The organism is Thalassotalea coralli, from assembly GCF_055786205.1.
The window spans coordinates 103,318-128,503 of the sequence record NZ_JBVVBK010000004.1 but is presented as its reverse complement, the minus strand read 5'-3'; the positions used below and the strand labels follow the sequence as shown (position 1 = coordinate 128,503).

15 protein-coding genes are annotated in these 25,186 nt (G+C 40.2%); 4 read left to right on the top strand and 11 right to left on the bottom strand.

What is annotated here, in order from left to right:
* Window positions 1-16: 16 nt before the first annotated feature.
* From ovoA to ACOB80_RS11565, 6 genes are all read right to left on the bottom strand, one after another.
* Window positions 17-2,146 carry a 5-histidylcysteine sulfoxide synthase gene (gene ovoA, locus ACOB80_RS11590; protein WP_473165995.1) on the bottom strand — a complete coding sequence of 710 codons (2,130 nt, stop codon included), beginning with the start codon at window positions 2,144-2,146 and terminating at the stop codon, window positions 17-19.
* A complete protein-coding gene (locus tag ACOB80_RS11585; protein WP_473165994.1) occupies window positions 2,127-3,224 on the bottom strand; it encodes a hypothetical protein in 1,098 nt (365 codons plus the stop codon). Before ACOB80_RS11585 ends, ovoA begins: the two co-directional genes overlap by 20 nt.
* A gap of 49 nt (window positions 3,225-3,273) precedes the next feature.
* On the bottom strand, window positions 3,274-5,205 hold the full coding sequence (locus tag ACOB80_RS11580; RefSeq protein ID WP_473165993.1) for a GGDEF domain-containing protein: 1,932 nt from the start codon (window positions 5,203-5,205) through the stop codon (window positions 3,274-3,276).
* Between the two features lie 108 nt (window positions 5,206-5,313).
* Window positions 5,314-6,222: a LysR family transcriptional regulator gene (locus ACOB80_RS11575; RefSeq protein WP_473165992.1), complete on the bottom strand. Its 909-nt coding sequence runs from the start codon at window positions 6,220-6,222 to the stop codon at window positions 5,314-5,316.
* Window positions 6,223-6,363: 141 nt separating this feature from the next.
* The gene (locus tag ACOB80_RS11570) at window positions 6,364-9,513 is read right to left on the bottom strand and encodes an efflux RND transporter permease subunit (RefSeq protein WP_473165991.1); all 3,150 of its coding nucleotides are present in this window, start codon (window positions 9,511-9,513) and stop codon (window positions 6,364-6,366) included.
* A 3-nt stretch (window positions 9,514-9,516) separates the two neighbouring features.
* Window positions 9,517-10,710 carry an efflux RND transporter periplasmic adaptor subunit gene (locus tag ACOB80_RS11565; protein WP_473165990.1) on the bottom strand — a complete coding sequence of 398 codons (1,194 nt, stop codon included), beginning with the start codon at window positions 10,708-10,710 and terminating at the stop codon, window positions 9,517-9,519.
* Window positions 10,711-11,116: 406 nt separating this feature from the next.
* Between ACOB80_RS11565 and ACOB80_RS11560 the strand changes: the two genes are divergently transcribed.
* The 4 genes from ACOB80_RS11560 (at window position 11,117) to ACOB80_RS11545 (ending at window position 15,745) form a co-directional block, all read left to right on the top strand.
* Window positions 11,117-11,566, top strand: a complete 450-nt coding sequence (locus ACOB80_RS11560; RefSeq protein WP_473165989.1) for a tellurite resistance TerB family protein — start codon at window positions 11,117-11,119, stop codon at window positions 11,564-11,566.
* 95 nt (window positions 11,567-11,661) lie between these two features.
* Window positions 11,662-12,495, top strand: coding sequence for a CvfB family protein (locus ACOB80_RS11555; protein ID WP_473165988.1), 834 nt, complete (start codon window positions 11,662-11,664; stop codon window positions 12,493-12,495).
* Window positions 12,496-12,726: 231 nt separating this feature from the next.
* Window positions 12,727-13,377 carry a TorF family putative porin gene (locus ACOB80_RS11550; protein WP_473165987.1) on the top strand — a complete coding sequence of 217 codons (651 nt, stop codon included), beginning with the start codon at window positions 12,727-12,729 and terminating at the stop codon, window positions 13,375-13,377.
* Between the two features lie 43 nt (window positions 13,378-13,420).
* Window positions 13,421-15,745 carry a methyl-accepting chemotaxis protein gene (locus ACOB80_RS11545; protein ID WP_473165986.1) on the top strand — a complete coding sequence of 775 codons (2,325 nt, stop codon included), beginning with the start codon at window positions 13,421-13,423 and terminating at the stop codon, window positions 15,743-15,745.
* A 76-nt stretch (window positions 15,746-15,821) separates the two neighbouring features.
* Here the strand turns inward: ACOB80_RS11545 and ACOB80_RS11540 are convergent, their stop codons facing one another.
* The 5 genes from ACOB80_RS11540 to ACOB80_RS11520 all read right to left on the bottom strand — a co-directional run bounded on the left by ACOB80_RS11540 (window position 15,822) and on the right by ACOB80_RS11520 (window position 25,155).
* Window positions 15,822-18,374: a TonB-dependent receptor gene (locus ACOB80_RS11540; protein WP_473165985.1), complete on the bottom strand. Its 2,553-nt coding sequence runs from the start codon at window positions 18,372-18,374 to the stop codon at window positions 15,822-15,824.
* Between the two features lie 92 nt (window positions 18,375-18,466).
* Window positions 18,467-18,712 carry a hypothetical protein gene (locus ACOB80_RS11535; RefSeq protein ID WP_473165984.1) on the bottom strand — a complete coding sequence of 82 codons (246 nt, stop codon included), beginning with the start codon at window positions 18,710-18,712 and terminating at the stop codon, window positions 18,467-18,469.
* A gap of 195 nt (window positions 18,713-18,907) precedes the next feature.
* Window positions 18,908-20,347, bottom strand: a complete 1,440-nt coding sequence (gene tldD / locus ACOB80_RS11530) for a metalloprotease TldD (RefSeq protein ID WP_473166288.1) — start codon at window positions 20,345-20,347, stop codon at window positions 18,908-18,910.
* The gene (locus tag ACOB80_RS11525) at window positions 20,340-21,179 is read right to left on the bottom strand and encodes a carbon-nitrogen hydrolase family protein (RefSeq protein WP_473165983.1); all 840 of its coding nucleotides are present in this window, start codon (window positions 21,177-21,179) and stop codon (window positions 20,340-20,342) included. The genes tldD and ACOB80_RS11525 overlap by 8 nt, the downstream gene beginning before the upstream one ends.
* Complete coding sequence (locus ACOB80_RS11520) at window positions 21,169-25,155, bottom strand: YhdP family protein (protein WP_473165982.1); 3,987 nt, start codon at window positions 25,153-25,155, stop codon at window positions 21,169-21,171. Before ACOB80_RS11520 ends, ACOB80_RS11525 begins: the two co-directional genes overlap by 11 nt.
* Between the last annotated feature and the right edge of the window lie 31 nt (window positions 25,156-25,186).

Sequence of the window (25,186 nt, the reverse complement as noted above, 5' to 3'; positions counted from 1 at the left end):
AATCGAATAACGTTTTCTAATCTTTCGATTTTTGCCAAACAGAAATAGATATATTTTCATGTATGCTTTGCACTTGATTAAGTTTTGTCTGTTTAGGTAAAGTATCTGTTGCCAGCAACTTGAACGCTTGCCCTAAAGAATTAGCAACAGCTTCTATTCCTGTCTGATTTTCACCGTTAACTTTTACCCCACCTAACCATTTATCTTTCGGTGTTATGCTCTCCTCAAAAATGAAACTTGAAGCGAGTATTAATAAGCCATTTGGCTTCAACCGCTGTTCTATGGTTCGCAGCACTTTTTTAGGATCGTAACTTTGCTCTAATGTTTGCTGCACTAAAATAACATCATAATCATTGAATATTGGCTTGAGGTTTACAGCATCCCCTTGGCTAAACTTAACTGTTTCGGTGGTAACTTTGGCTAATTCGCTTAATGAAAACTCGTGGTAATTAACAATCTCACCTTGTTCAACACTTTGAAACTTAACCGCTTTCCCTTTCTGCAAATTAACACCGTACTGAATAAAGCGTGCGGTAAAATCAACCGCATCAACATGAGTAAATGTTTGGCTCAAATCAAAACTCGCTCGACCAACAGAGCAACCTAGATGCAATAACTTATTTGTTTCATGATTTTCTTTTGCCAACACTTGCATTGTGTAATTAGCTAAAAGCACTGAAAAATTGTCTTTATCTGGCTGAGCATAATGTCCGTACAACTGCTGACATACATCAATTTCGGTTTCATAGCGGTTAACTTCTACTACAGGTACTTCTTTGTTTATTGATTCTATATAGCGAAAACCCGCGTGCTGGAAAAAGTGTCGTCTGAAGGCATAACGCGATGCTTTAATTGTTTCATTTCCTGTTGAGATCCAAGAGCCGCCTTTGATCAAATTATGCTTACCGTCAAAAGTCGGCGTTGAGAAGTCATCATACAAAGGGTGTACTTTAAAGCCATTGTAGCCATCGATAGCAGACTCAGTCCATTGCCATACGTTGCCTGCAATATCAAACAAGCCATTGCTTTCAAATCGATTGACTGGGCAACTTGATGCGTAAAAAGCTAAGTTAGTATTCACAGGCATTTCCTGCCAATCATGAACCTCACCAGCTAGATTTTCTCGCATACGGTACCATTCAGCTTCGGTTGGTAAACGACAAAACACTCCTTTTTTCTGTGAGCGCCAATTACAAAACGCTTTTGCTTCGAGATAATTCACTTCCACCGGCCAACTTAAAGGTAACGCGGTTTCATTGGTTAAGTTGCGTTGAAAATAGCGATTGTTTCGCTCGATCCAAAATCTAGGCATTTTTGCTTGGCTATATGCCAACCACTTTTGCCCTTCTTCCGTCCAATATGCCGGCGTTTGATAACCGCCATCTTGAATAAATGCTAAATATTCGCCATTAGACACAATAAACTGACTGGCTTTAAAATCGCCCACCTGAACATCAAGTTGACCATATTCATTATCCCAACCATAGGTTACTTCATTGTCAGTTTTGCCAAGAGTCAGTTGCTTTCCTTCCATCATAACAAGCTGATTAACAGGTGTTTCACCATTTATGTCTGGGCACGCTTGCCATGCACTATCTTGCTTTAAACAACTTAATGGCAGCATACGCATAATGACCGATGAGGTTTCTAAATGAATACGTTCATGCTCACACCCCATTAAAATAACCCAGGCTAAACTGTCCTGTTTAATAGGCAGTGTAAGCGGCATAGTATCAATGAGCCCACATATTAATTCAAAAACCTGCTTACGATACGCTCTAACTTCATCAACTTTAGGCCAATCATAATGACGACTATCAAGGTCATCCCAGCTCATCTCATCAACGCCGACCGCACAAATAGCTTCCAGCTTTTCATTTAGGCGCTCATTGATGTATTTACCCAAGATTAACTTGTTAATATAAAAAGTGGCCGTATGACCAAAATAGAATATGAGTGGATGCCGCAATGGCTCAGGACGCAAAAAGTAAGCGTTATCTTCTTTAATTAATGAGAAAAGTGATTCATAAGTATGCCAGCTGTTAATAAAGTATTGCTTTATTTCTTCTCGCTTTTCAGAGACATTGTCTCCTGTGAGCAAAGGCGTGGTCTGTTGTATTAGTGTACTATTGGTATGGTTTTTCACTGATATTTCCTTTGCCAATGACTTCAGGGGGTTGATAATAAGATAAGATTGTTGACTTAATATTATCGCCTAATAGTTCTCTGACCGTTGTTTTATCGTTTGTATTTCGTTGTTCACTTTCATTGATTGCTTGCGCAAACCATGAATCTTGGGCAAATAATTGAATCGCGCCATACTCTTCGTCAATACCTAACCCTGACGGCAATACTGTCGACTGCTGAGCTTTAACGAAAAGTGCTTCGTCACCTTTTTGCCAGGCAAGTATTGCCTGATAAACGTTAGCTAAAGCAAACGCCACATTTACATGCGGGTTATAGTAAATACTAGCCGCTCCAAGCCGATGTTCAACACGCGCGGTTTCTTGCCAATTGTGCTCACTACGAATCACTTGTTGATATTGATCATAGACCAGTGCTTTTTCTCCCATGGGTTGATTGTGTTTACCTTTTTGCCTGTACAAAGCAATACTGCCTTGATGACCACCTGAAATATCCGTAGGTGAACACAACTCTTCCGCTAGCCCATACCTGGTTTTTAATGCAAACCGTTCATAAGACTCGGCACAAGGCAAAAATAAAAGTGTACAAGGAAAGCTAGTCGCCATTAGTGATTGTTGCAAATATTCGCCAAAGGACGTTGTAGCAACAAGGTTTTTCGCAGGCTGTTTGCAATCAACTAAGCTAATGTTGATCTGAATTGCATTTGGAATGTGTACTGCTCTAGTATCAGACGTAAAAAAGTTCTTACTGCCTTCTATTAGACGACTTGTATCCCCTGACCAGACAACGGGCTTGATTAGGGTTTTATCTATTCCTTGCTCTAAGAACAATGCTGGAATGTACTTGATTGCGGCAGCGAGAAACTCAGCTTCTTCAAGAGGGGATTGCCCATTAAAAAGAGAAACGTATTCCCACTGGTTTTGCCAATACTCGGGAATCAACCGGCCAGCGATCCCCAGTTGCTTTAGTCGTAGGTTAATGCTATCGAAATTAAGTTCTTGGTGTGTCGAAGATGAATAACAGCCCTCTAATTCAAAATGAATAACAGGGCGAAAACCCAACTCCTCAATATCAGCCATCAAGTATTGTATTGCTTGCCTGGACCATATTAAGAGTTTGTTGGATTCGTTATAAGGTAGCTTGGTTTTCATCTCTCTTTTCAAACAGCTCTACTCTATTTTTTCCCTGATGTTTAGCCTGATATAGCGCCTTATCTGCTTGGAAATATAATGTATGTTCATCATTTTCTTTATCTTTAGAGCAACTAACACCAAAACTTGCCGTTACTGAGAACTGCTCGCCTTCATCACTCAGGAAGACTTGCTCCGCTACAACAGCTCTGATGCGTTCGGCAATGTCAAGAGCTTCTTGCTCAGCTGCTCGAGGTAGGACACACATAAACTCTTCACCACCAATTCTGCCAACAATATCGCCAGCACGCAGACTCTCCATCGCTTGCAGAGCAATATTTTTTAACACAACATCACCAATGGGGTGACCATAACTATCATTCACTTGTTTAAAATTATCGATATCAAATATAACAACAGAAGTGTGGGCGTTTTCGCCGCGCATTGTCGCTAGTATTTTTTGTAAATATTCAAAGGTATATCGACGATTATATATTTCACACAAGTTATCACTGATAGTTATCGCAGCCATTTTCATATTACTTTTTCGCTGTACGACAACGACACCGACAACAATGGTTAATAATGTGACCAAAAATATAATAAAGTAATTCTTTAATAGCTCTTGGCTTTGTTTTGATTCTTGCTCTAATACTATGGCCCTTTCGCGCTGTGAACTTAATGCTTTTTCGACTTCTTGGCGTTCTAGCTCCATCGTCGCTCGAATGTTACTTACGCGACTTGTAGAGTTTTCGATCAAAAGATTTGCATAAGATTCGTAATAGTCGTTAATAAGCTGGTAGCCTTTTCGATAATGTCCTTGGGCAAACGCTAACTCACCAGATAGTTTTATCACTTCCAGTTGCCATGCAGTACCCGTTAAATCAGGTAAAGAGCGAAAGATCTCCTTTGCATTTTCCAAAGATGCATTAGCTAATTCAAGCTGATTTAATTGAATATGGCAGCGGGTCTTACGTTTATACAACTCAACGTCAAAATCCTTTGTACCATTTAAGGTGAACGCTTTTTCAATCACCTTTATCGCTTGCTCGCAGTCGCCCTTTTCCGCTAAGGTCATACCTACGCCATAAGCACTAAAGTAAGTAAGATGGTTTGAACGAGTATAGCTGACTAGCTGCTGATAACGCTCAAAATGCTCTATCGCCTTATCATATTTCCCCCAATACCTGTAGGTAGTAGCCATCCCATAAACCGCTTCAGCTATATGAGATTTATACCTAAGGTTCTTATAGGTATTGAGAGACTTTTCATAAAACTCAATAGAACGCTCAAATTGCTGCATATAGCCATAAATAGCACCATAGGTTTCATTGATAGTAGCAATGAGAAAATGATCCCCTAAAGCAAATGCTTTGACATAAGCTTCTTGCATATCATTGAGTGAGGTTTCATATAAATCAGATAACCCATAGGTATAGGCTAATTCAAGCTTTGCTCGAATGTATAGATAATTCAGTTCGTTTTTATCTGCTATGACCATAGCTTTTTTCAGAAATTCTCGTGCCGTTGAATATTCTGCTTTGTCGATAAATGATAGGCCTAAATAGTAATAGTAGTAAGTATCTATTTGTGGCGACTTTCCGTCGGCGTATTTAGCCAGTTGAGATAAGGTAGTTTCAAGTGCATCAAAGTAATACAGCAAATGTTCTGCTTGTCCTTTTCTAACAAGCCACCACGCTTGATGCGCTTGTGACTGGTCTTTTAAAGCAGGTTCAAGCTCTTTTAGAGATAAGTAGGTTGACCAAGGGTTTTCAAAAACGCGAGTTTCAGCGTCAATTAATGTAGCGAAAGCATTTTGTGACGCATCCTTCGTCAATGGTTGCTGTTCGATAGTGCTCGCATTTCCCCAAAAGCTAAACGCTAAACAATGGATTAGAATAATTATCTTATGTAAAAAATAGCGATTCACTTAAAACTTCCGCGATAAATAGCCACTTTTCCATTTAAACACTATGTAACAACTAAGTAAATGTATAACAAAGCTTTTACTTTAACCTAGTTTAAAAAAGTCAATAATCTATTCTGACAAGCGAGGGAACCGTTCGCTAACGAAGTGAATAAAGCTATCGACTTTGGCAGAAATAAGCTGCCGATGAGGGTACACAGCGTAAATTCCAAAGTCAGATTGATCATACGCGGTCATTATTCTCATGAGTTTACCTTGTGCAATTGCATGTTGGCATAACACCAGCGGCAAACGAACGATGGCAATACCAGCACTGGCCACAGCAACCTCTAATTCGGCATCGTTACACACTAATCTCGGGTTTACTCTCGTTGATTGCTTTTTTCCTTTTCTATCGGTTAGCTCCCAATATTTAGGCGGTCCCATATTGCTATAACTAATAACACGATGTTGAGATAACTCGTTGATATCTTGTGGCTCACCATGTGCTTTTAAATAACTTGGTGCGGCGACCGTGACTCCAGAGGTCGTAGCTATGCGCTTAGCGATTAAATTTGAGTCCGTTAACTCCCCAACCCTTATCGCAACATCAAATCCTTCAGCAACTACGTCGACTTTTCGTTGATTGTAATCCACGTGCAAATCTACATCAGGGTACTTAAGTAAATACTGAGCGAAAATCTCGTTTAAATAGGACGTGCCTAAACTGACAGGTGCTGTCACTTTTAACAAGCCTTTAGGAGACTGTTGTAGGGCGGTTAGTGACTCTTGAGCGTTAATAGCATCTTGAACGATAAGCTGGCACTGTTCAAAGTACTGCCTGCCCGCAGCCGTTAAGTGTAGATTTCGAGTAGAGCGGTTTAGTAACCGAACCCCAAGCTTGTCTTCGAGCTTGGCGACCAACTTACTAATATGTGAGGGAGAATGTCCTAACATTTCAGCCGCTTTTGAAAAGCTGCCTGATTCTACGGTGCGCACAAACACCACCATGCCATCAAACAGTCCGCTATCACTGATCAAAATATTTTCTCATTTTTGCTTATACCAACTTAATGTAATTGATATTAATCAACTTGGCATAATAGAGATGCAATAAGGAATACACAAGCAAGATCAAAAAAGCCAGCTTTCGCTGGCTTTTTTTCATATACGCTTAATCCGTTAAGCATTCGCAGGAAGCGATTCTTCTACTTGTACTTTATTCTTTTTCTTGCGCTTGAAGATATTTCTAATGTCTTCAAGAATCACATACAAAGTCGGTACTAAAATCAAGGTAACAACCGTGGCAAATAAAACACCGAATGATAGTGAAACTGCCATTGGAATTACAATTTGCGCTTGTGTACTTGTTTCAAAGAACACGATAGGTACTAAGCCGATAAATGTTGTTATCGATGTTAATAGAATCGCTCTAAAGCGTTTAGTACCTGCAAAAACAACCGCTTGTTTTAATGGAATGCCTTGCTTACGCGAATTATTGACATAATCCACCATAACTAGGGAGTCATTCACCACAACACCGGCCGCCGCAATAATACCAAACAGTGATAAAGCATTAAGATCCATACCTAGCATCATATGACCTATGGTAGAACCAATGATGCCAAATGGTATAACGATCATGATCATAAACGGCTGAGAGTATGACTTTAATGGAATCGCTAACAATGAATAAACCACTAATAGCGAAATAACAAAGTTACGTAATTGCTCCCAGAATGCATCCATCTCTTCTTGAATACGACCAGACACTTCTGAATTAAGCTGTGGATATTTACGCTTTAATTGCGGAATAAAGTTATCACGTACATCACGCGCCACTTTAAACGGTTCAATTTGGTCTGCATCTACGCTCGCCCATACGTTTATAGTACGGTTACCATTTTCTCGACGAATGCGTGTAACGCCATCTTTAACGGTAATTTCAGCTAACTCAGACAGCGGCAACTCTGCTCCATTTGGTGCTTGAATTAATACATTATCAACATGACCAACAGAGTTACGCTCTTCAAGTGGATAACGGATCATGACTTTGATCTCTTCGGTATCACGCAAAATACGTTGCGCTTCTAAACCATAGAAACTATTACCAACTTGTGAAGCAATGTCTTGTAGTGAGAGGCCTAAGCTATGTGCTAATGGTTTCAAGGTAAACTGAACTTCTTTTGCTGATGTTTGACGACTGTCATTCACGTCACCAACACCCTTAATAGAGTTAAGTTTTGCTTTTAATTCAGCAGCCGCTGCCATTAGTTGCTCGTCGTTTTGACTTTCTAATCTGAAGCTAATATCGCCATCTTCACGGCCACCGCCAAACAGATTATCATCGATAGAGAAAGACTTAACACCCGGCATTGTTGGAATGGCTGAACGCCACTTCTCTGCTAACGCAAAAGTATCAATTGCACGGTATTGAGGCTCAACTAACTTCACCGTGATTTCTGCAGACGTTCTACCACGCAAGCGAACGTTCATGTCGGCAATCATAGGTGCGCCATATTCTGCTTCTATTTGCTTATCAACACCGTATAGGATTTTCTCGACACGTAGCACGGTATCTAAAGTTGCTTTTTCCGATGCATCAACATTCATTTCGATATCAACACTTGGGAAATCGTGCGGGATCTTAGGTTGACCAACAAACTTCACCAAGCCGCCAGCAAATAATCCGCCCGCTAAAATTAACACACCAAAGAAGAAAGCGAATACAGCGTAACGGTAATCAAGCAATTTAGTGATTGTAGGGCGATATTTGTTTTCGATAAAACCAGATAATTTTTCATCGATAAACTTACGCGTTCTATCTAAAGGATTTTTAGGATTAAAACGCTTCACTTTCATGCTTGCCAAGTGAGCTGGAAGTATTAACTTTGATTCAATCAAAGAGAAAATCAAACATAACACCACAACCCAACCAATTGACTTGTTAAAGGCAGACGAAGGTCCATCACCTAACAGGAAAGGTACAAATACAGCGATTGTAGTTAAAACACCAAACGTCGCAGGTACTGCTACGCGTTTTACACCGCGAATAACATTTTCAGTGGTATGGCCCTTGTCTTCCATTTCCATATGGGCACTTTCCCCCATAACAATGGCGTCATCCACCACGATACCTAACACCAGGATAAATGCGAACAAACTGGTGATGTTAATTGTCACGTTTATGAATTCCATCGGCATAAATAAAATTGTACCAAGGAAACACACAGGTAAACCGACCATTACCCAGAACGCTAGGCGTGCACGTAAAAATAAGGCCAACATTAAGAAGACTAAAATAGCACCGCTATACATGTTACTTAACATCATGTCTAAACGGCCTTCTAAGTAATAGGTTAAATCAACCCATGACTCGAACTTAACGCCTTCTGGTAATGAATCTGCTTTTTGCTCAATGAATTGATTTATTACGCTGGCAACTTTAGTGATACTTTGATTATCAGCTGCACCGATAAAGAAAGTCGCTGAATTCATACCATTAAATTTAGAGTACTGTAGACCTTCTTCAAAGCCATCCTTAATCGTCGCAATTTCACCAAGTAAAACTTTAGTTCCGTCTGCTAATGTTAATACTGGAACACGCTCAAACTCATAACCACGATAAGCTTGGTTCTCAACCCTAAGGTTTATATAACCATTTTCTGCACGAATTTGACCCGCAGACATATTACGAGACTGACTTCTAACCGCGCGCGCAACATCGTTAAAGCTTAAGCCATATTCACGCAGTTTGTCTTTACTAACCTCTACAGAGATTTCATAACCTAAACCACCGTAAAACTCAGAAATATTAATACCTGGCAATTGCTGTATTTCATCGTGAATAGTGCGACCAAGTTCTTTCAACTCGATATTAGTTAAGTCACCATACAAAGCTAAATACATAACTTCTTGGCGGAACTTAATACGCTCTACCGTCGGCCTTTCCATGCCATCAGGGAAGCTTGGAATTGAATCGATAGCAGATTTAACTTCTTCTAAAACCACTTGCGGATCATAGCTTTCGTCAACGCGAAAGTAACCCGAAGAGAAGTTACGATTAGAATAGGTAATAACCCTTTCAAGGCCTTGAATCGTTTCAAGCGCCTCTTCGATTTTAATAGTAATCCCTTCTTCTACCTCCTGGGGTGCTGCACCTGGGTAAGGAGCGCTAAACTGAATCCAGTTTATTTTCACCTGCGGAAACATTTGCTTGTTGATGGTGAATGTCGTTAAAAGACCACCAACAAGAATGAAGAACATTAATAGGTTTGCCGCAACGGTATTCCGTGCAAACCAAGCGATTAAGCCTTTATTAGTATCTTCCATAGATTAGTCCTTAACGCTAGCAATTTGCGTGTCGTCTTTCTCTTCATTTAACGAATCGTCTGCATCATCTCCTGGTAGAGATAACTGCATACCGTCAATTGGAAAATCTAACGCTGAAACAATAATACGGTCACCTGAAGCTAAACCACTAGAAACGACAACATCGGCGCCCATTTGGCGTACAATTTCGATATCAACATATTCTAATTTTGATTCATCGTTCAAAATTGCCACGCGATTGTTAACCACTAAGTGCATAGGAAATACTGTTGCTCTTGCTAACTCGCGACCATAGATATTCGCATTCACATAAGAACCGTAGCGAAGCGGTGTTTTGCCTTCAGCTTTTTTCAAGTTATATGGATCTTGAACCTCAGCCACCAAGTAGCTCATACGGCTTGTGTTATCAATCACACCTTCACTACGAACGATTCCTGCTGACCATGTTGTTTCAACACCAGAAAAGGTACCAACTAAATCAACATTCGCTTCCTTTCCTTGCTCTAAAAGGAACTGCAACTGGTTGTCCGCAACAGGTAAACGAACTTCAGCAACTTCAGTATTTAGTACTTTCCCGACTTCACTGCCCGTACCAACGAAAGAACCTAAACCAACATTACGCTGCTCGATCATTGCGTCATAAGGCGCTTTGATAACGGTACGTTCTAAGTTACGTTCTGCTCTTAATACCGAAGCTTGTGCTGCTTTAACTCGTGCTAGCTCTTGCGCAAGCTGTGGTTTACGAAGACTCAGCTCTGTAGGAGAAGCATCGGTAATTTGCTTCCACTCTTCTTCGGCAACCTTACCTTTTGCGACTTCCTCTTCAAGTGCAGCTCGTGCGGTTGCCAAACTTGCCTCGGCATCAATTAAAGCTGCTTGGTAGTCACTTTGATCAATCATGGCTAGTACTTCGCCTTGCTTGACAAAACCACCACGAACGAATTCAGGCGATAACTCAACGATTTGTCCACTCACTTGTGCAACGAGAGACGTTTCGTATTTAGGTTTGACGATACCGTAAGAAGAAACGGTTAACGTCATGGGTGCTACAGATACTTCTTCCACAGCAACGATAGGCGTGTTATCAACCTTTTCCTTTTCGGCAGGTGGTTTTTTCATAGATGCTAGCCCTATAGCACCAACAATAAAACCAGAAAGGATGACAACCGTTAATATGATATGTTTTTTTCGAGCCACCGCTTAGTCCTCATTAAAAATTATGTGAAAGTACGACCTTTCATGTAATTGCATATTGTACAAAATTATCTGGCTGCAATTTTACAAAAGATGTAAACGGCTGTTACAAAGTTCGCGCCGTTTTGCGGCAAATTGTATAAGAAACACGTTAAATTTATATTTAACATACAAAACAACAACTTAAACAAAGCTTCCGCAAATAAATCCTTCGACAATGCTCACAATAGGGTAAGTTAGCTAGATACCTTATGGTAAATTTAACTAAGATTTGTAGTATTTAGTAAAAATATCGGCATTTAAGCTAATTTATAAACCAACTAAACTAGAGTATGTTGTTAAATTTAGTGAATGTTTGTTGTTAAACCAAGGTCGCAATCAAGTAGATAAGAAAATAAGGCGAATAGATATGATAGGAAAACTAGGCAAATTGTTGTCTAACATTATGAATGAAGATTCAATCGAAGAGCACGCTCCACATACGTTGGAATTGGCTTGTTCAGTGCTACTTTGTGAAGTCATACGAGCAGATGGTGAAATAAGCGAAGATGAAAAAGAATCTATTGCCCATCACCTTGCCAATTCCTTTGGTTTAGAGACTGAAGCTGTTAACAAACTCGTGAATGAAGGACTAGCACTGTCAGAGGAAGCGACGGACTTACATCAATTTACTAAAGTCCTTAATGAGACATACAGTATTAAAGAGAAAATTAATATGGTTTGTCGCCTATGGCAACTGGCTATGGCCGATGGTAACTTGGCAAGTATAGAAGAGCATATTATCAGAAGAATTGCTGACTTATTGCACCTTAGGCATAGTGAATATATTCAAGCTAAAACCCAAGGATTAAGTGAATAACGTTTACATAGTCGCCTTACCTATTATGTAAAATAGTTGGGCTAGAGACCCGATTAATTTGTTATACTTGCTTTTTTGTTTAATCAGAGTTTGTAATGACAACTTTAGGCACACCTACTTCGCTTCCCATTATTGAAATTACTGATAAAGGTGCGGTTTTAGACTGTTCACCCGAAACGGTCTTCATAGCGAATAAATTCTTACCTAAACAAGCAAAAATTTCGGACGAAATCCAAGTCACCCTGTACAAAGACGCTCAAGGTGAACTGCAGGCTTCTACAATTACCCCCTTGATTCAAGCGGGTCAATTTGCTTCTTTACGTGTTAAGCAAGTGAACAAACTCGGCGCATTTGTCGACTGGGGTTTACCTAAAGACTTGCTCGTCCCAAACAGTTTACAACACAAGCCCATGGTCGCAGGTAAGCACTATTTACTTTATGCCTTTGTCGATGAGCATACCGACCGCTTAGTAGCCTCCACCAAAATTGATAAGTTTTTAGATGTTTGGCCTGCAAACTATAGTGAGGGGCAAGAAGTTAATTTGATCATTGGCGGAAAAACAGACTTAGGCTACAAAGCTATTATAAACCATCAGCATTGGGGTTTGCTTTACCACAACGAAGTGTTTCAATCGATACGCATAGGCCAAAAAATAAAAGGATTTATCAAACAAGTGCGAGAAGATGGTCGAATTGATCTTTCTTTGTCTCAAACAGGTCGAGCTAAGGTAAAAGACTTTAATAGCCAGTTACTCGAATATCTAGAAAACAACAATGGATTTTGTCCTTTACATGATAAAAGTGAACCAGCGCTTATTGCTAAAACTTTTAATGTCAGTAAAAAAACCTTTAAGTCGTCTGTCGGCAACTTATTAAAACAACAGAAAATAACCATTTCCCCAACAGGGATTTATTTAACTAAAAGTTAAAAATAATCCAACACCCCCTTTAGTCTAATTCAAAGTTGTTTACCTTTTATACAAGTAAACAGCTTTGAAACATTTTGTAAATATCTTGTATTGAAATAGTGTTTTTATTGTTTACAATCTATGCCGCCTTAATTGTCACAAAACTGTAACATTAAAAATGACAGCGCTGACATTTCTCGTAATGTCAGGTGATGACAGTGACAATAAATATAACAACTAGGATAACAATTCATGCGCATTACTTCTTTCAAGCGACCACTGATTGGCTGTTTGGCTCTTCTTTCTTTTTCTTCTGCAGCAGAACAATTAACAGCGAACTTAGGGATTACTTCAAATTATGTTTGGCGTGGTGTTACTCAGTCTGATGATGGCTTCAGTGTTTCTGCTGGTTTAGATTATTCTAATCAAGGTTTTTACGTTGGCACTTGGGTTGGAACTGTTGACTTTAACGACGATACAACAGCGGAATATGATTTATTTGGCGGCTACCAGTTTGCCATCGACAACTTAAACTTGGATGTCGGTTACATTTATTACGGCTTTATCGGTGAAGACGATATTAATTCCTCAGAGCTTTATGTGAAAGGCTCTTATGAACAACTTACAATAGGTATTTCTGTCCTTGCAGATAGCCAAGCTGGTGATGAATTTGCGGACAATGTTTATTACGAGATTAGCCACCCTTTAGCCATTACCAACACGCTTTCATTGAACCTGCACGCCGGCTATTACGACTTCGCTCACGGCGATAATTATAACGATTTCAAAGTATCGTTCGAAACGCACGGCTTTGAACTAGCGGTAAGTCATTTGAACGGAAACAAAGACTTAGAAGATACATTAGTTTTCCTTTCTTATTCTCACACATTCAATGTGAACTAGTTCACGCTCATAAAAACAATAATTTAAATACATCGGAAAGCTCATGACTTTAAAAAAGAAGCTACTCATTCAGGCAATTTGTTTAGCCATTATTCCTTCTTTATTGCTGGCAACGTTATTAACATTACAGTCAAATAGAATGGCATTTAATGCATTAGAAGAAAAGTCGATTAACAGGCTTGTTTCATTAAGAGAAATGAAAAAATCTCAAATTGTTGACTACATATCTACAATAGAACATCAAATTGAAAGTTACTCAAAGAACATTGCAGTAAAATCAGCTGCATCTAGTTTTATTCACAGCTTTCATCAGTCTGCGATTGAACAAGATCAAGTCAGGTCAAGTAGACAAGCATTACAGCGATATTACCAAGAAGACTTTAGTCATACGTTTAATGAAAGAAACCCAAACAGCCGCTCTTCAGCATTGACCAAAGTTAACGAATTAGATGAAAGAGCAGTGCTTTTTCAAAGTCAGTACATAGCAAATAACCAATATCCACTTGGCGAGAAAGATAAGTTAAACTCTGCGGGTAGCAGCGGTTACGATTTAACCCATCACCATTATCATCCAATGTTTAGGGATTACCAACAAGCATTTGGCTTTTACGATATTTTCTTAGTCGACGCATCTTCAGGCCACGTTGTTTACTCTGTTTTTAAAGAAGTTGATTATGCGACCTCATTGAACACTGGCCCCTATCAAGACTCAGGTTTAGCACAAGCGTTTCGCCAAGGTCTAGCCTTGTCAGACCCTAGTCAATCGGTATTGATTGATTTTGCTAGCTACTACCCTTCTTATAATCAAGCGGCATCATTTATCGCCTCTCCAATCGTGAACGACGCAGGCCAAGTAATTTCAGTACTTATTTTCCAGATGCCAATCGATGGTATTAATCGAATCATGACCAACAACATGCAATGGTCAAGTGTGGGTCTTGGACAATCTGGGGAAACCTATTTAGTAGGCCCAGACAAAACGCTAAGAAGTGAAAGCCGCTTTTTAATTGAAGACAAACAAAATTATTTTGATGCGTTAGAACAAGCGAATGATCAGCCAAACTTAGCGCAAATAAAAGCGTATGGTTCAGCACTAGGTTTGCAGAAAATTAACAGTCCAGGTGCAATCCAAGGGTTGGCAGGGAAGTCTGGCTCCGCAATTTTTAACGACTACCGACAAGTCGAAGTTCTATCAGCGTACACGGCTTTTAATTATGGTAAACACCAATGGGCTGTTTTAGCTGAAATAGACGTGGATGAAGCTTTTGCTGATGCAATTCAACTCAGCGATAAACTGTACCAGTATGCCACCATCTGTATTATCGTCATTGGTTTTATCAGTGTCGCTATCGGCCTATGGGTGTCGAAAATAATCATTACACCAATTAACCAATTAGTGCATACCATTGATGATATTTCACAAGGAGATGGAGACTTACGCGTGCAATTAACCTTGGCAGAACGTAGTGATGAAATTGGTGCTGTCGGTAAATCTTTTAACCTCTTTGTCCAGAAAATACGACATATAATTGAAGAAATAGACTCCCATGCAAGTCAGTTAGCAACATCGTCAGAAGAGCTTTCAGCTGTTACTCGCGATACCAGTGAAGTCGTCAAACATCAGAAAGCGAAAACAGACAACACGACCGATGTCGTTAGAGATTTTTCTGCTGATATTACTGAAATTGCCAACAACTCAAATGAGACGGCAGCGTTGACCTTACAAGCGAATCAGGCTTCCAGCCAGGGAGCAGGCATATCTATTGAGGCAGAACAATCCATTAGTCAATTGGCGAGTTCAGTCACAGGCGCAGCTCAAGAACTAACGCAGTTGAATGCTCAAGTAGAAGAAATTACCGAAATACTAGGCGTTATCGAGTCCATTGCCGACCAAACAAACTTACTTGCACTAAACGCCGCAATTGAAGCAGCAAGGGCTGGTGAGTCTGGCCGAGGATTTTCTGTTGTTGCCGATGAAGTGAGAACCTTAGCAGGAAAAACTCAGGAATCAACAGTGGAAATTCAACGTAAAATTGATCGTTTAAAAACAACGTCTGTTACTTCTGTTAAAGCCATGGAAGAAGCGGCAAACGAAGCCGACAATGGCGTAAAGCTGGTAAGAGAAACAGCATCTAGTTTACAGTCTATTACACAGCTAATGGCACAAGTTAGTCATAAGAATAATGAAAATGCTAATGTCGCTAAGCATCAAAGTGAAAGTATTGAGGGTGTTCACTCTAATATTATTGATATCGCCAACTATACCGAAAACACGGCAAGTGCTTCACTGCAGACCTCTCAGGCTTCACAAGAGCTAGCTAAGTTGGCAGGCAATATGTCATCGATAGTTCAGCAATTTAAGTACTAAACGTCATATTAGCTAAACACTGCTCTATAAAAAAGCCGGACTTATTGCCCGGCTTTTTTATCTCATTCAATAGCTTTTAGAAGCTACCTCTAATACCTAACTCAACACCACGACCTGGTAATGGTGATACATCTCTCAAGAAAGAAGTATGTGGACGTGCTTCTTCGTCAGTTAAGTTACTACCTTTAACGAATAAAACAAAATCTTCACCGATACCATCGAAGTAGTAGTTAAAGTTAGCATCAACTAGCGTGTAACTTTCACTTTCTTCTTCCATAGGTGCTACGTCTGACTGATCAAAGTAATGTGTCACAGATAATTGTGCGGCCATATTATTTAATTGATAATCGAATTGACCACCTAAACGCATAGTAGGAATACGTGGTAAGTTGCCACCATCGTCTAACTTCGCGCGAATGTAATCTGTAAATATTGTTGTTTTAAAACTGTCAGAAGCCTGATAAATAAATTCAGCTTCAATACCGTACATTGTCACGTCTTCTTGCTGATACATGTACACAGGTAAACCTTCTTCTTCACTGTGCTCATCATCATGCTCGTCACCGTGTTCATCGCCATGGTCGTCGTGATCATCACCATGCTCGTCTTCATGGCCGTGATCGTGACCGTCATCAGCAGTAAAGCCTGTTTCAGCAAGGTAATAGAAGTCACTTGCTTGGTTATAGAATGCACCAATAACAAAGCCAAAATCACCTTCAAATTTACGCCATGTTAAATCGATATTAAATGAAGATTCAATCTCTGGATCGTAATCAGTTAAGTCGAAATGTACTTCACCGTCTTCTTCATGCGCTTCATATAAAACACCAACTTCATAAGAGTTAGTACCAATATGTGGGCCATTTGAATATAACTCAGAAACTGAAGGAGCACGCTGTGCATAAGATACCGAGAAACCTAAGTTATAGCCGTCTTGGTAATCCCACACTAAACCAGCAGAAACACTAACAGGCGTGAAAGATTGCTCATCTTTCATTAATTCTGTTTCATGCTCATCTTCATGCTCGTGATCATCGTGATCACCTTCATGCTCATCTTCATGATGTTCTTCTTCGTGATGCATCTCGACATTTGCTGACACTTCTACACGCTCGATACGTGCACCTAGTTGTAATAAAAGATCATCACTAATGTGGGTTTCTTCTAACCAAGCTAATGCAATAGAGCGAGTCTCAGAAGGAGGCGTAAACGCTTCTGCACCTACTGCAGCAAAATCTGTATCTTTGTAATGGAATGTCCAAGCACCTTTCCAACCTGAAGTTTCTTGATGGTAGATATCAAATCTCGCTTCAGCCATTTCGCTGTCAAACGTAGTGCCAACAACACCATTTTCAATTTCACTGTGCGTGTAATCAGTGTAAGACACTTTACTTGCTACTTTATTGATGAAGCCTTCATCAAAGGTTAGCTCGCTTAAAAATTGAAAACGATCTTGCTCAAGATCACCCATTACGCTAATGATCTCGTCTTCGTGACCTTCTTCTTCATGACCTTCTTCATGCTCTTCTTCATGACCTCCATGTGAATGACCAGGAATACCGTATTCACGCGTCATACGACCATATGAGAAACCAATAAAGCCGTTATCTAAAATGTAACTTGTACCTAAAGTAAAACCTGAAGACTTTGACGAGCTATTTGGCAAGTGGCCATATTGGCTCGGATTTTCTTCATGTTCATCATGGTGTTCATCATCATGATGGTCTTCATCGTGATCGTCATCATGGTCATCTTCATGAGCATGCTCTGATTCAGCAAAGCCAGGAATTTTATAATTGTCACCATCGCGCCAAAAACCGTCTAGGTGAAACGCCATGTTGCCAGAGAATGTGTTAATGGCAATCGAGCCTTCGTTTTCATCAGCAACAGTATTGTGCTTAACCATGTAATCGACAGAGTTTTCTAATTCAGTAGGTACACGTGTATCAACAACGTTTACTACGCCACCAATTGCACCACTGCCATAGAATAAAGTCGCAGGGCCACGAAGCACTTCCACTTGTTGTGAAGTCGCTGTTTCAGCGGCAACGATATGGTCAGGGCCAACACGAGAAGCGTCACCTACGTCTAACCCGTTTTGCGTGATCATCACACGAGGGCCGTCCATACCACGAACGATAGGACTACTTGCAACAGGACCGTAATAAGTTGAGTGAATACCCACTTCATTTTTTAAGGTTTCACCTAAGGTTGAAGCGTGCTTTAAACGTAATTCATCATTCGCAACTACGTTAATAGGCAGAGCAGATTCTATTGATGAAACGTGGAAAGGCGTTGCATGAACATCGATAATTTCAATCACTGACTGTGCTAATGAAAAATTGATGTTAGTTACATCATCACTACCAATGTTAAACTTTTTGTTGCTATGACCGTAGCTTTTAGCACTCACGTGAAGTTCTACGACACCACGCTTGATATCGTCAAATGAAAAACGACCTTGTGCATCAGTTAAAACAGATTTTTTGCTATTTACTATTTCAACTTTTGCGTTAGCAATAGGCTGACCTTTAGAATTTTTAATCACACCTGACACCTGTTGTGCAAATACACTTGGTGCAAATGCCATTGCCAATCCACAGGCGATAGCGGTTTTATTAAATTTCATGATTTGTTCACTTATCTTTTAAATGTAAATTGCCTGCTCTTCTAACGGAGCAGAACAGTTAAATAAAATAGGTATGTAATGGGGGTAAATGCCTAGAAAGGTGGAGCGCGCTGTCCTACAAAGGTACGCCACGGTTTTTGGCGATGAATAGGCAACACATCTGGCTGAAGCCAAATATAGTAGGCATTATGAGAAAAAGATACCGAGAAACTTGGTTTTGGCATGTCACCTTGAGGCTGACACAATTTACAATCAAGCTGCTCTTGTGAAGAATCTACTTGGTTTACATCTAGCTCAAATTCATGACTATGTGTCGCGAACGAGCACAACAAAATCATCGCGAGTATGATACTAACGATCGTTTTGCATTTTTCTGATAATTGCGATGTACAAACCTTCATGGCGTGTGATGGTATAACATTACAAATAAGGCTGCAATCTTATTAACATTAAAAGATCATTGCCAAAATGTAACAAAACCTCTACATGGAGCCCATATAGAGGTTTTTTATTCTGTCGGCTTAAGTTGAATTTTACTGGGTGCCACCCACCGTCATTTCATCAACTTTGAGGATTGGCTGGCCAACACCAACCGGGACACTTTGACCATCTTTCCCACAAATACCAATACCTGGATCTAACGTTAAGTCGTTGCCCACCATACTGACTTTTTTCATCGCTTCTGGGCCACTGCCAATTAACGTAGCACCTTTAACTGGTGAGGTAATTTTGCCGTCTTCGATCAAGTAAGCTTCTGAGCTGGTAAAAACGAACTTACCTGAAGTAATGTCAACTTGACCACCAGCAAAATGAGGTGCGTATATGCCCTTTTTCACTGATGCGATAATATCTTCAGGCGCATGTTCGCCAGCTAGCATATAGGTATTGGTCATACGAGGCATAGGTAAATGCGCGTATGACTCACGGCGACCATTGCCCGTTAGCGGAACGCCCATCAAAGAGGCATTATGCTTGTCTTGCATGTAACCTTTCAATATGCCCTTTTCAATAAGTACATTGTATTGGCTTGGCGTACCTTCATCGTCAATATTCAATGAACCTCGGCGGTTTGCTAAGGTACCGTCATCGACAATAGTACAGTGTTCAGATGCCACTTGTTGACCGATTTTACCTGAGAATGCAGATGAGCCTTTACGGTTAAAATCCCCTTCTAATCCATGACCCACAGCTTCATGTAAAAGAACACCAGGCCAACCTGAGCCTAACACGACAGGTAATGTTCCAGCCGGTGATTCAATAGCCACTAAATTAACTAGTGCTTGGCGAACAGCCTCTTCCGCATAGGAAAAATAGCGAGCTTTATCACCCACAGGTTCGAAAAAGTAGCTATAGTCAGTACGACCACCACCACCGGCACTACCGCGCTCACGCTTACTACCTTCTTCTACTAGAACAGAGCAGTTTAAGCGTACTAGTGGGCGAATATCAGTAGCATAGGTGCCATCACTAGCGGCCACTAACACCTTTTCGTAGACACCTGTTAAGCTAACTATTACCTGCTTAACACGTTCATCTTGCTTACGTGCATGCGCTTCCACTTCATGCAGTAAAGAAATCTTCTTTTCTTGAGACAAGCTTTGTAATGGATCGAGAGCTTGATAAATCGCTGTTTGATTAACCGATGTTAATATGCCCACGGTGCCCGAGCTGCCAGTATTTGCGATCCCTTTTGCTGCGTCTGCTGCTTTTAGCAATGACTCAGCGCTAATATCATCCGAGTAAGCAAAGCCGGTTTTCTCACCCGAAATAGCTCTTACACCGACACCACGCTCAATATTATATGAGCCTTCCTTTACAACACCATCTTCAAGTAACCAAGACTCATGCGCACTTGATTGAAAGTATAAATCAGCGAAATCAACTTCACGCTGATAGATATGTGCCAAAGTGTCTTGAAGTGCAGTTTGATCTAATGCACCATTTGCTAGTAGTTCTTGTTCTACTTCATTCATCATATTTAAACTTCGTTTTAAAAGCGTTATGTAAGCTAACTGGCATAGCGGTATGGCAGTCTTCAACTTGTTGTAAATTCACTTCAACACTGATGTTGCCGACCTTGTCAGGTAAACAGCTCAATATTTCTCCCCAAGGGCTAATAATCATTGAGTGCCCATGGGTTTGTCTACCGTTGGCATGTGTACCCACTTGCCCCGCCGCAACAATAAACACTTGATTTTCAATTGCCCTAGCTTGCAATAGTGCTTGCCAATGGGCTTTACCTGTAACTTGAGTGAAAGCGCTTGGCAAAGTAATGACATTTGCTCCAAGCCCTTTTAAGTGTCTAAATAGCTCAGGGAAGCGCAAATCATAACAAATTGCTAACCCCAATGTTAGCTCGTTTATCTTAGCAGTCGCGATACGTTTACCTGCTTGCGTATACTTAGACTCTAGGTAATTCTTCTCACTGTCATTGACTTGAACATCGAATAAATGAATTTTTTCATAGCGAGACACTTCTTGCCCTATGGTATCAAAGACAATACTGGTGTTAGCAAACTTGTTATTGTGAGTTTGATAAATAGGTACACTGCCGGCAACTAAATTCACTTGATATCGTTTAGCTAATTGGGCAAGCATAGTCAGATGTTGCTTTTCTTCATGCTGAGCTTGAGCGTAATCAAGTTGTTCTTTATCTTTGCCACCAAAAAACAAGCAGCACTCAGGTAATACAACTAAGTGGTGTTCATGTTTAGGAAGTTCAATGAGTTGCTGTTCTATAAACGCCAAGTTAGCTACCGGATCCGGCGTAGAAGTCATTTGAATAGCTGAGAGCCTAGCTTTCATTTCGTAAATCCAGTGGAATATTTGTTTTAGGTGGAATTAAACCATTTTGTTGTGGCTTTTGTTGCTTAGCTTCAGGTTCCGGCTCGTTATTTTCAACCACCTGCGGTTTATCACGCCCAACAGTAATGTTTTTCGTTTTTCGGTTCACTTCACGAACCAAAGGATCAGATATTCCACCTGTGACTTCGAAATTAAATTCAGAAACCACTTGCGAAGTGATCACTTCGTCGATGGCAATGCCAGCTAAAAATGTTACAGGGTTTAACGTGGCAATCCAGGCGATTGCCGGCAAGCTCGAAGTAATATTAGGTTTAAACGACATTCTATAGTCGAGTACTTGCGAATTAAGGTCGGTATTACCTTTTACCGTTAGATCGCCAGCAGTTCCTTTCATATAAGTGTTCTGCGTGTAAATAACACCATCTTTCAATTGAAAATCACCGCGAATATCAGTGTAGAACATGCCTTCAGAAAATATGTCCCTAAAATCAAACTTTAATTTTCGAACTAAAGATTGAAGACTCAGGATAGATAAGGCGCTTGCTTTTTTCGCTTCACTCGGCACATCTTTAAGTACCCCTTCATCTAGCTTAGCTTTTACATCACCGTTAAGTTTAGCTAATTCAAAATCAAAGGGCGTATTTGCCCAATGAATATCAAAATTCAAGTCTAAAGAACTGTCAGAAATGGTTGAATTAAAGCCCAAGTTCTCGACTTCTCGCTCAACGTCCGCACTTCGTAGCGAGCCTGTTAGCTGCGTATAATCTTGCTCGCCAGATTGTCGCCATACCGCATCTAGATTTAAACGACTATTTTTTCGTTTGGCGACGAAATTACTTAACGTTAGTTGATCATCCTGCTCACGTTTTAATACAAAATTAACGTCACCAAAATTTATTTTGCCGTATCGACAGTCATCACATTGAAAACGTATTGGCGGTACCGAAGAAAACAATGCTTTGTGGGTTTCAGTAAGCTCTTTTGCGACTTCTTCTAACTCAGGTGAAACATCGTCATGCGCCTCTGTCTGAGCAAAAACATCTTTTTGTGGAGACAATCGAATAAAGTCAGCGTCAATATTTATTCCATCTTCTAGCCAATCGGGTAAAAACTGAATACGGGTATGTGCTTCTTTGCTAGTTAATTCTAATAACCACCAACTGGTTTCATCGCGCACACTAAATGCAACGTTAGTCAGTTTATCGTCACCTAAGGCAAGGTCAGCGATATTCCCTCTTATTCGCTGAGGCGATGGTAGTAAAGGGTTAGCTTGTTCAACCCTATGACTCTGATTCTTTTCAAGGCTGTCGAAAATGTCGCTAATGAAAGGCTGCCACTCAAAGAAATCTGCATTCGCTAGCTGTGTGGTAATGTAAAAGCCGTTAATTGGCAAAAACATGGGCTCACGACCAACAATCAAATGTGCTTGTTCAAAACTGATTTTCTCGTGATCTAATTTCCCATAAAAGGCTAACTGTTCGGTAATGTTGGCATCAATAATTGAGTGGTCTAAATCACCAGTCACTACAACACTTGCATTGAAAGTTTCACCTTTAGCTTTGCTAAACGGCTGAGGAAGCGATGATTCAATCTCTTGAAGGTTACTTGAAACAGCTAGTTGATAATCAAAGGTTTTATCCCGAAAGTTATTTAAGGTTAACTTACCTTGCCACGCCAAATTACCATTTCCGTACCCCGTCATATTATCTGGTAATTGTGCTAACCAACCTGTGTCTGCCCAATCGGCATTAATATCGATATCGGTTTGATAGTGAAGTGGGTACTGATTGCCAACTACCGAGAAAGAAAGCGGCATGTCTCGCCACAAAGCTTGTAACCCCGTTGTCGAGATTTTCTCATTTTCAAAATTCAATACGCCAGAAACATTGGTAAACACCATTTCAGGTGATTGAAGCTTAAGTTGATTATCATTAAAGACGACGGTGCCAGACGCAACGGCCTTATCTACATCATCTAACGGCATATCTAATGAAAACTGACCATTTATTGCCGAGCCAATTTCAAGTCGTTCAAGTACAGCGCCAACACTGTCATCTAGCGGACTAGAAAGCATCAGGTGAGAAACTAATTGTGGTTGAGTCTGATTAAATTCAGCATTAACTTCTAACAACTGATTCGTATCTAAGTTCTCGATATAGGCTGTTACGCCATTCACATCAATACCCGATAAGCTACCATCACGTCCCGTGATTAGCATACTGTTGTTGGTAAAGTTTAAGTTAGCATCAAAATGCTGAATCGCTGGCCAAGATGGACTGAACTTGAACGCAGCATTTTCTAACTCGGCATCAACAACAAAAATACCTTTCGTTGGATCTTTATATGGAAACTCTGATAAAGGCCCATTCACTAGCACAACTGCTTGCTCAAGTTGGCCACTTTTTAGCGAGCCATTAAGGTAACTAATCAGGTTTTCACCCATTAGTTTTACCGGATAAAATTTAGGAGCATTTGCTACAGCTACTTTATTCAGTGTCGTAAGCAGTGACATAGTTATCGGTTCATTTTCGTTAGCATAAAGTGCTAATTGCCCCGATAAATCGATATCATCCGATAACAACTTAAGGGTAGGTAACTTAAGCTGCCATCCAGATTCAGTAAAAGAAACCAGTCCACTTAACGCGATATCATGGTATGCAATTGGTGCAATAAAAGCGTCTTCAAAATCTAGAGCACCAGCGTTCCCCACGACGTCAAATTTTAATCTTCCGCCAGTATAAAGTACGTTACCAGATAACCCATCAACAGCAGGAATTCCTTGATGTGCCTCGGTCTTAATTGAGTGATAATCAAGTTTGACCTTTAAATCACCATCGGCTTTATGGCGATCAAAATAAATATCATTAATCTGCCCTGCTGCCTTCAAATTATTAGTAAAGGTCAACAGTTGATCATTCGAGGTAAATAAGGGCAATAGGTCTTGCATACCAGCCAAGTCAACATTAGAAACATACCCATGTTGCATTTGGTTTTCTTGATTGATACTAAAAGATAATGGCTGCCAATTTTTACCGTTCGATACAACCTCGATATCAGAAGAATAAACCGACAAATTGTTTTGCGAGGCGTGCTCAAAAATTATTGTGCCTTTATTTACATTTACCGTTTTAATACCTGTGTTGTCTTGCCAAGCGATTTGGTTCTGACCAAGTTCTACCTGAACTTTGTTAGCTAAACCATTAGCTAACGTTAACCAAGCATCAAAGTTAACAGAAGAGTGAGTGTCTTCATCGCTAATAGCGAATACCCTGTCGAGCCATGGAGTAATATTTAATTGATTCGCTTGCAAGTAAATGGTGCCATTCATTTCCTGCATCGTTTTTCCGTGCAAGGCCATATTCAATTGCAAATTGTTGGAAGTTAATCCATCAACTATCACATTACCGCGAGCTTTGTGGCTATCACCTTGGTTTAGCCAATCCAGGTTATTCAATAGAAATATTCGTTCACCAACCTCGCTGCGAAAGATCACTTGACTGTTTGCAACGGAAAATCGATTGATCTGTTGTAAGAACAAGTTGGAAATATTTTCCAACATAGATTGTTGCTGAGTATCTGGTTCATTTTGCGCGATAAAGGTTTTATCAAAGAGAATTTTTACGCCGTCGAGGGTAAAGTCTTTAGTAATGATTTGACGATGGCGAAGGCTCCGCCAGAAATCGATGTTTATATCAAATGCTTCGATATAAATTTCTACACCACCCGTTTGCAACAGGCTAACATTAGCCGCGACTAGACTTGGACCCGAACTGGTCCACTCCATTTGCAGTGCACCAATAACAACGTTACTTTCGTAGGTGTCATTAATATAGTTTTGCAGATCCAATCGATAATTGTGTGCATACGGAAGCAATAAACGTAAGCCACTAATAAGCACAGCAAACATCACTAAAAAAATAGCAATGCTCTTGTATACTCTATTAAGCCAACGGTTTATAACCGTAGATGTACTCATTGTTTCGTTACTGCCTTATACGGATCTTTTC

Coding starts and splice junctions, on each gene's coding strand:
- ACOB80_RS11535 (WP_473165984.1), bottom strand. CDS start 18,712: ATGATTTTGTTGTGCTCGTTCGCGACACATAGTCATGAATTTGAGCTA.
- ACOB80_RS11550 (WP_473165987.1), top strand. CDS start 12,727: ATGCGCATTACTTCTTTCAAGCGACCACTGATTGGCTGTTTGGCTCTT.
- ACOB80_RS11560 (WP_473165989.1), top strand. CDS start 11,117: ATGATAGGAAAACTAGGCAAATTGTTGTCTAACATTATGAATGAAGAT.
- ACOB80_RS11545 (WP_473165986.1), top strand. CDS start 13,421: ATGACTTTAAAAAAGAAGCTACTCATTCAGGCAATTTGTTTAGCCATT.
- ACOB80_RS11570 (WP_473165991.1), bottom strand. CDS start 9,513: ATGGAAGATACTAATAAAGGCTTAATCGCTTGGTTTGCACGGAATACC.
- ACOB80_RS11520 (WP_473165982.1), bottom strand. CDS start 25,155: ATGAGTACATCTACGGTTATAAACCGTTGGCTTAATAGAGTATACAAG.
- ACOB80_RS11525 (WP_473165983.1), bottom strand. CDS start 21,179: ATGAAAGCTAGGCTCTCAGCTATTCAAATGACTTCTACGCCGGATCCG.
- ACOB80_RS11540 (WP_473165985.1), bottom strand. CDS start 18,374: ATGAAATTTAATAAAACCGCTATCGCCTGTGGATTGGCAATGGCATTT.
- ACOB80_RS11585 (WP_473165994.1), bottom strand. CDS start 3,224: ATGGCTGATATTGAGGAGTTGGGTTTTCGCCCTGTTATTCATTTTGAA.
- tldD (WP_473166288.1), bottom strand. CDS start 20,347: ATGAATGAAGTAGAACAAGAACTACTAGCAAATGGTGCATTAGATCAA.
- ACOB80_RS11555 (WP_473165988.1), top strand. CDS start 11,662: ATGACAACTTTAGGCACACCTACTTCGCTTCCCATTATTGAAATTACT.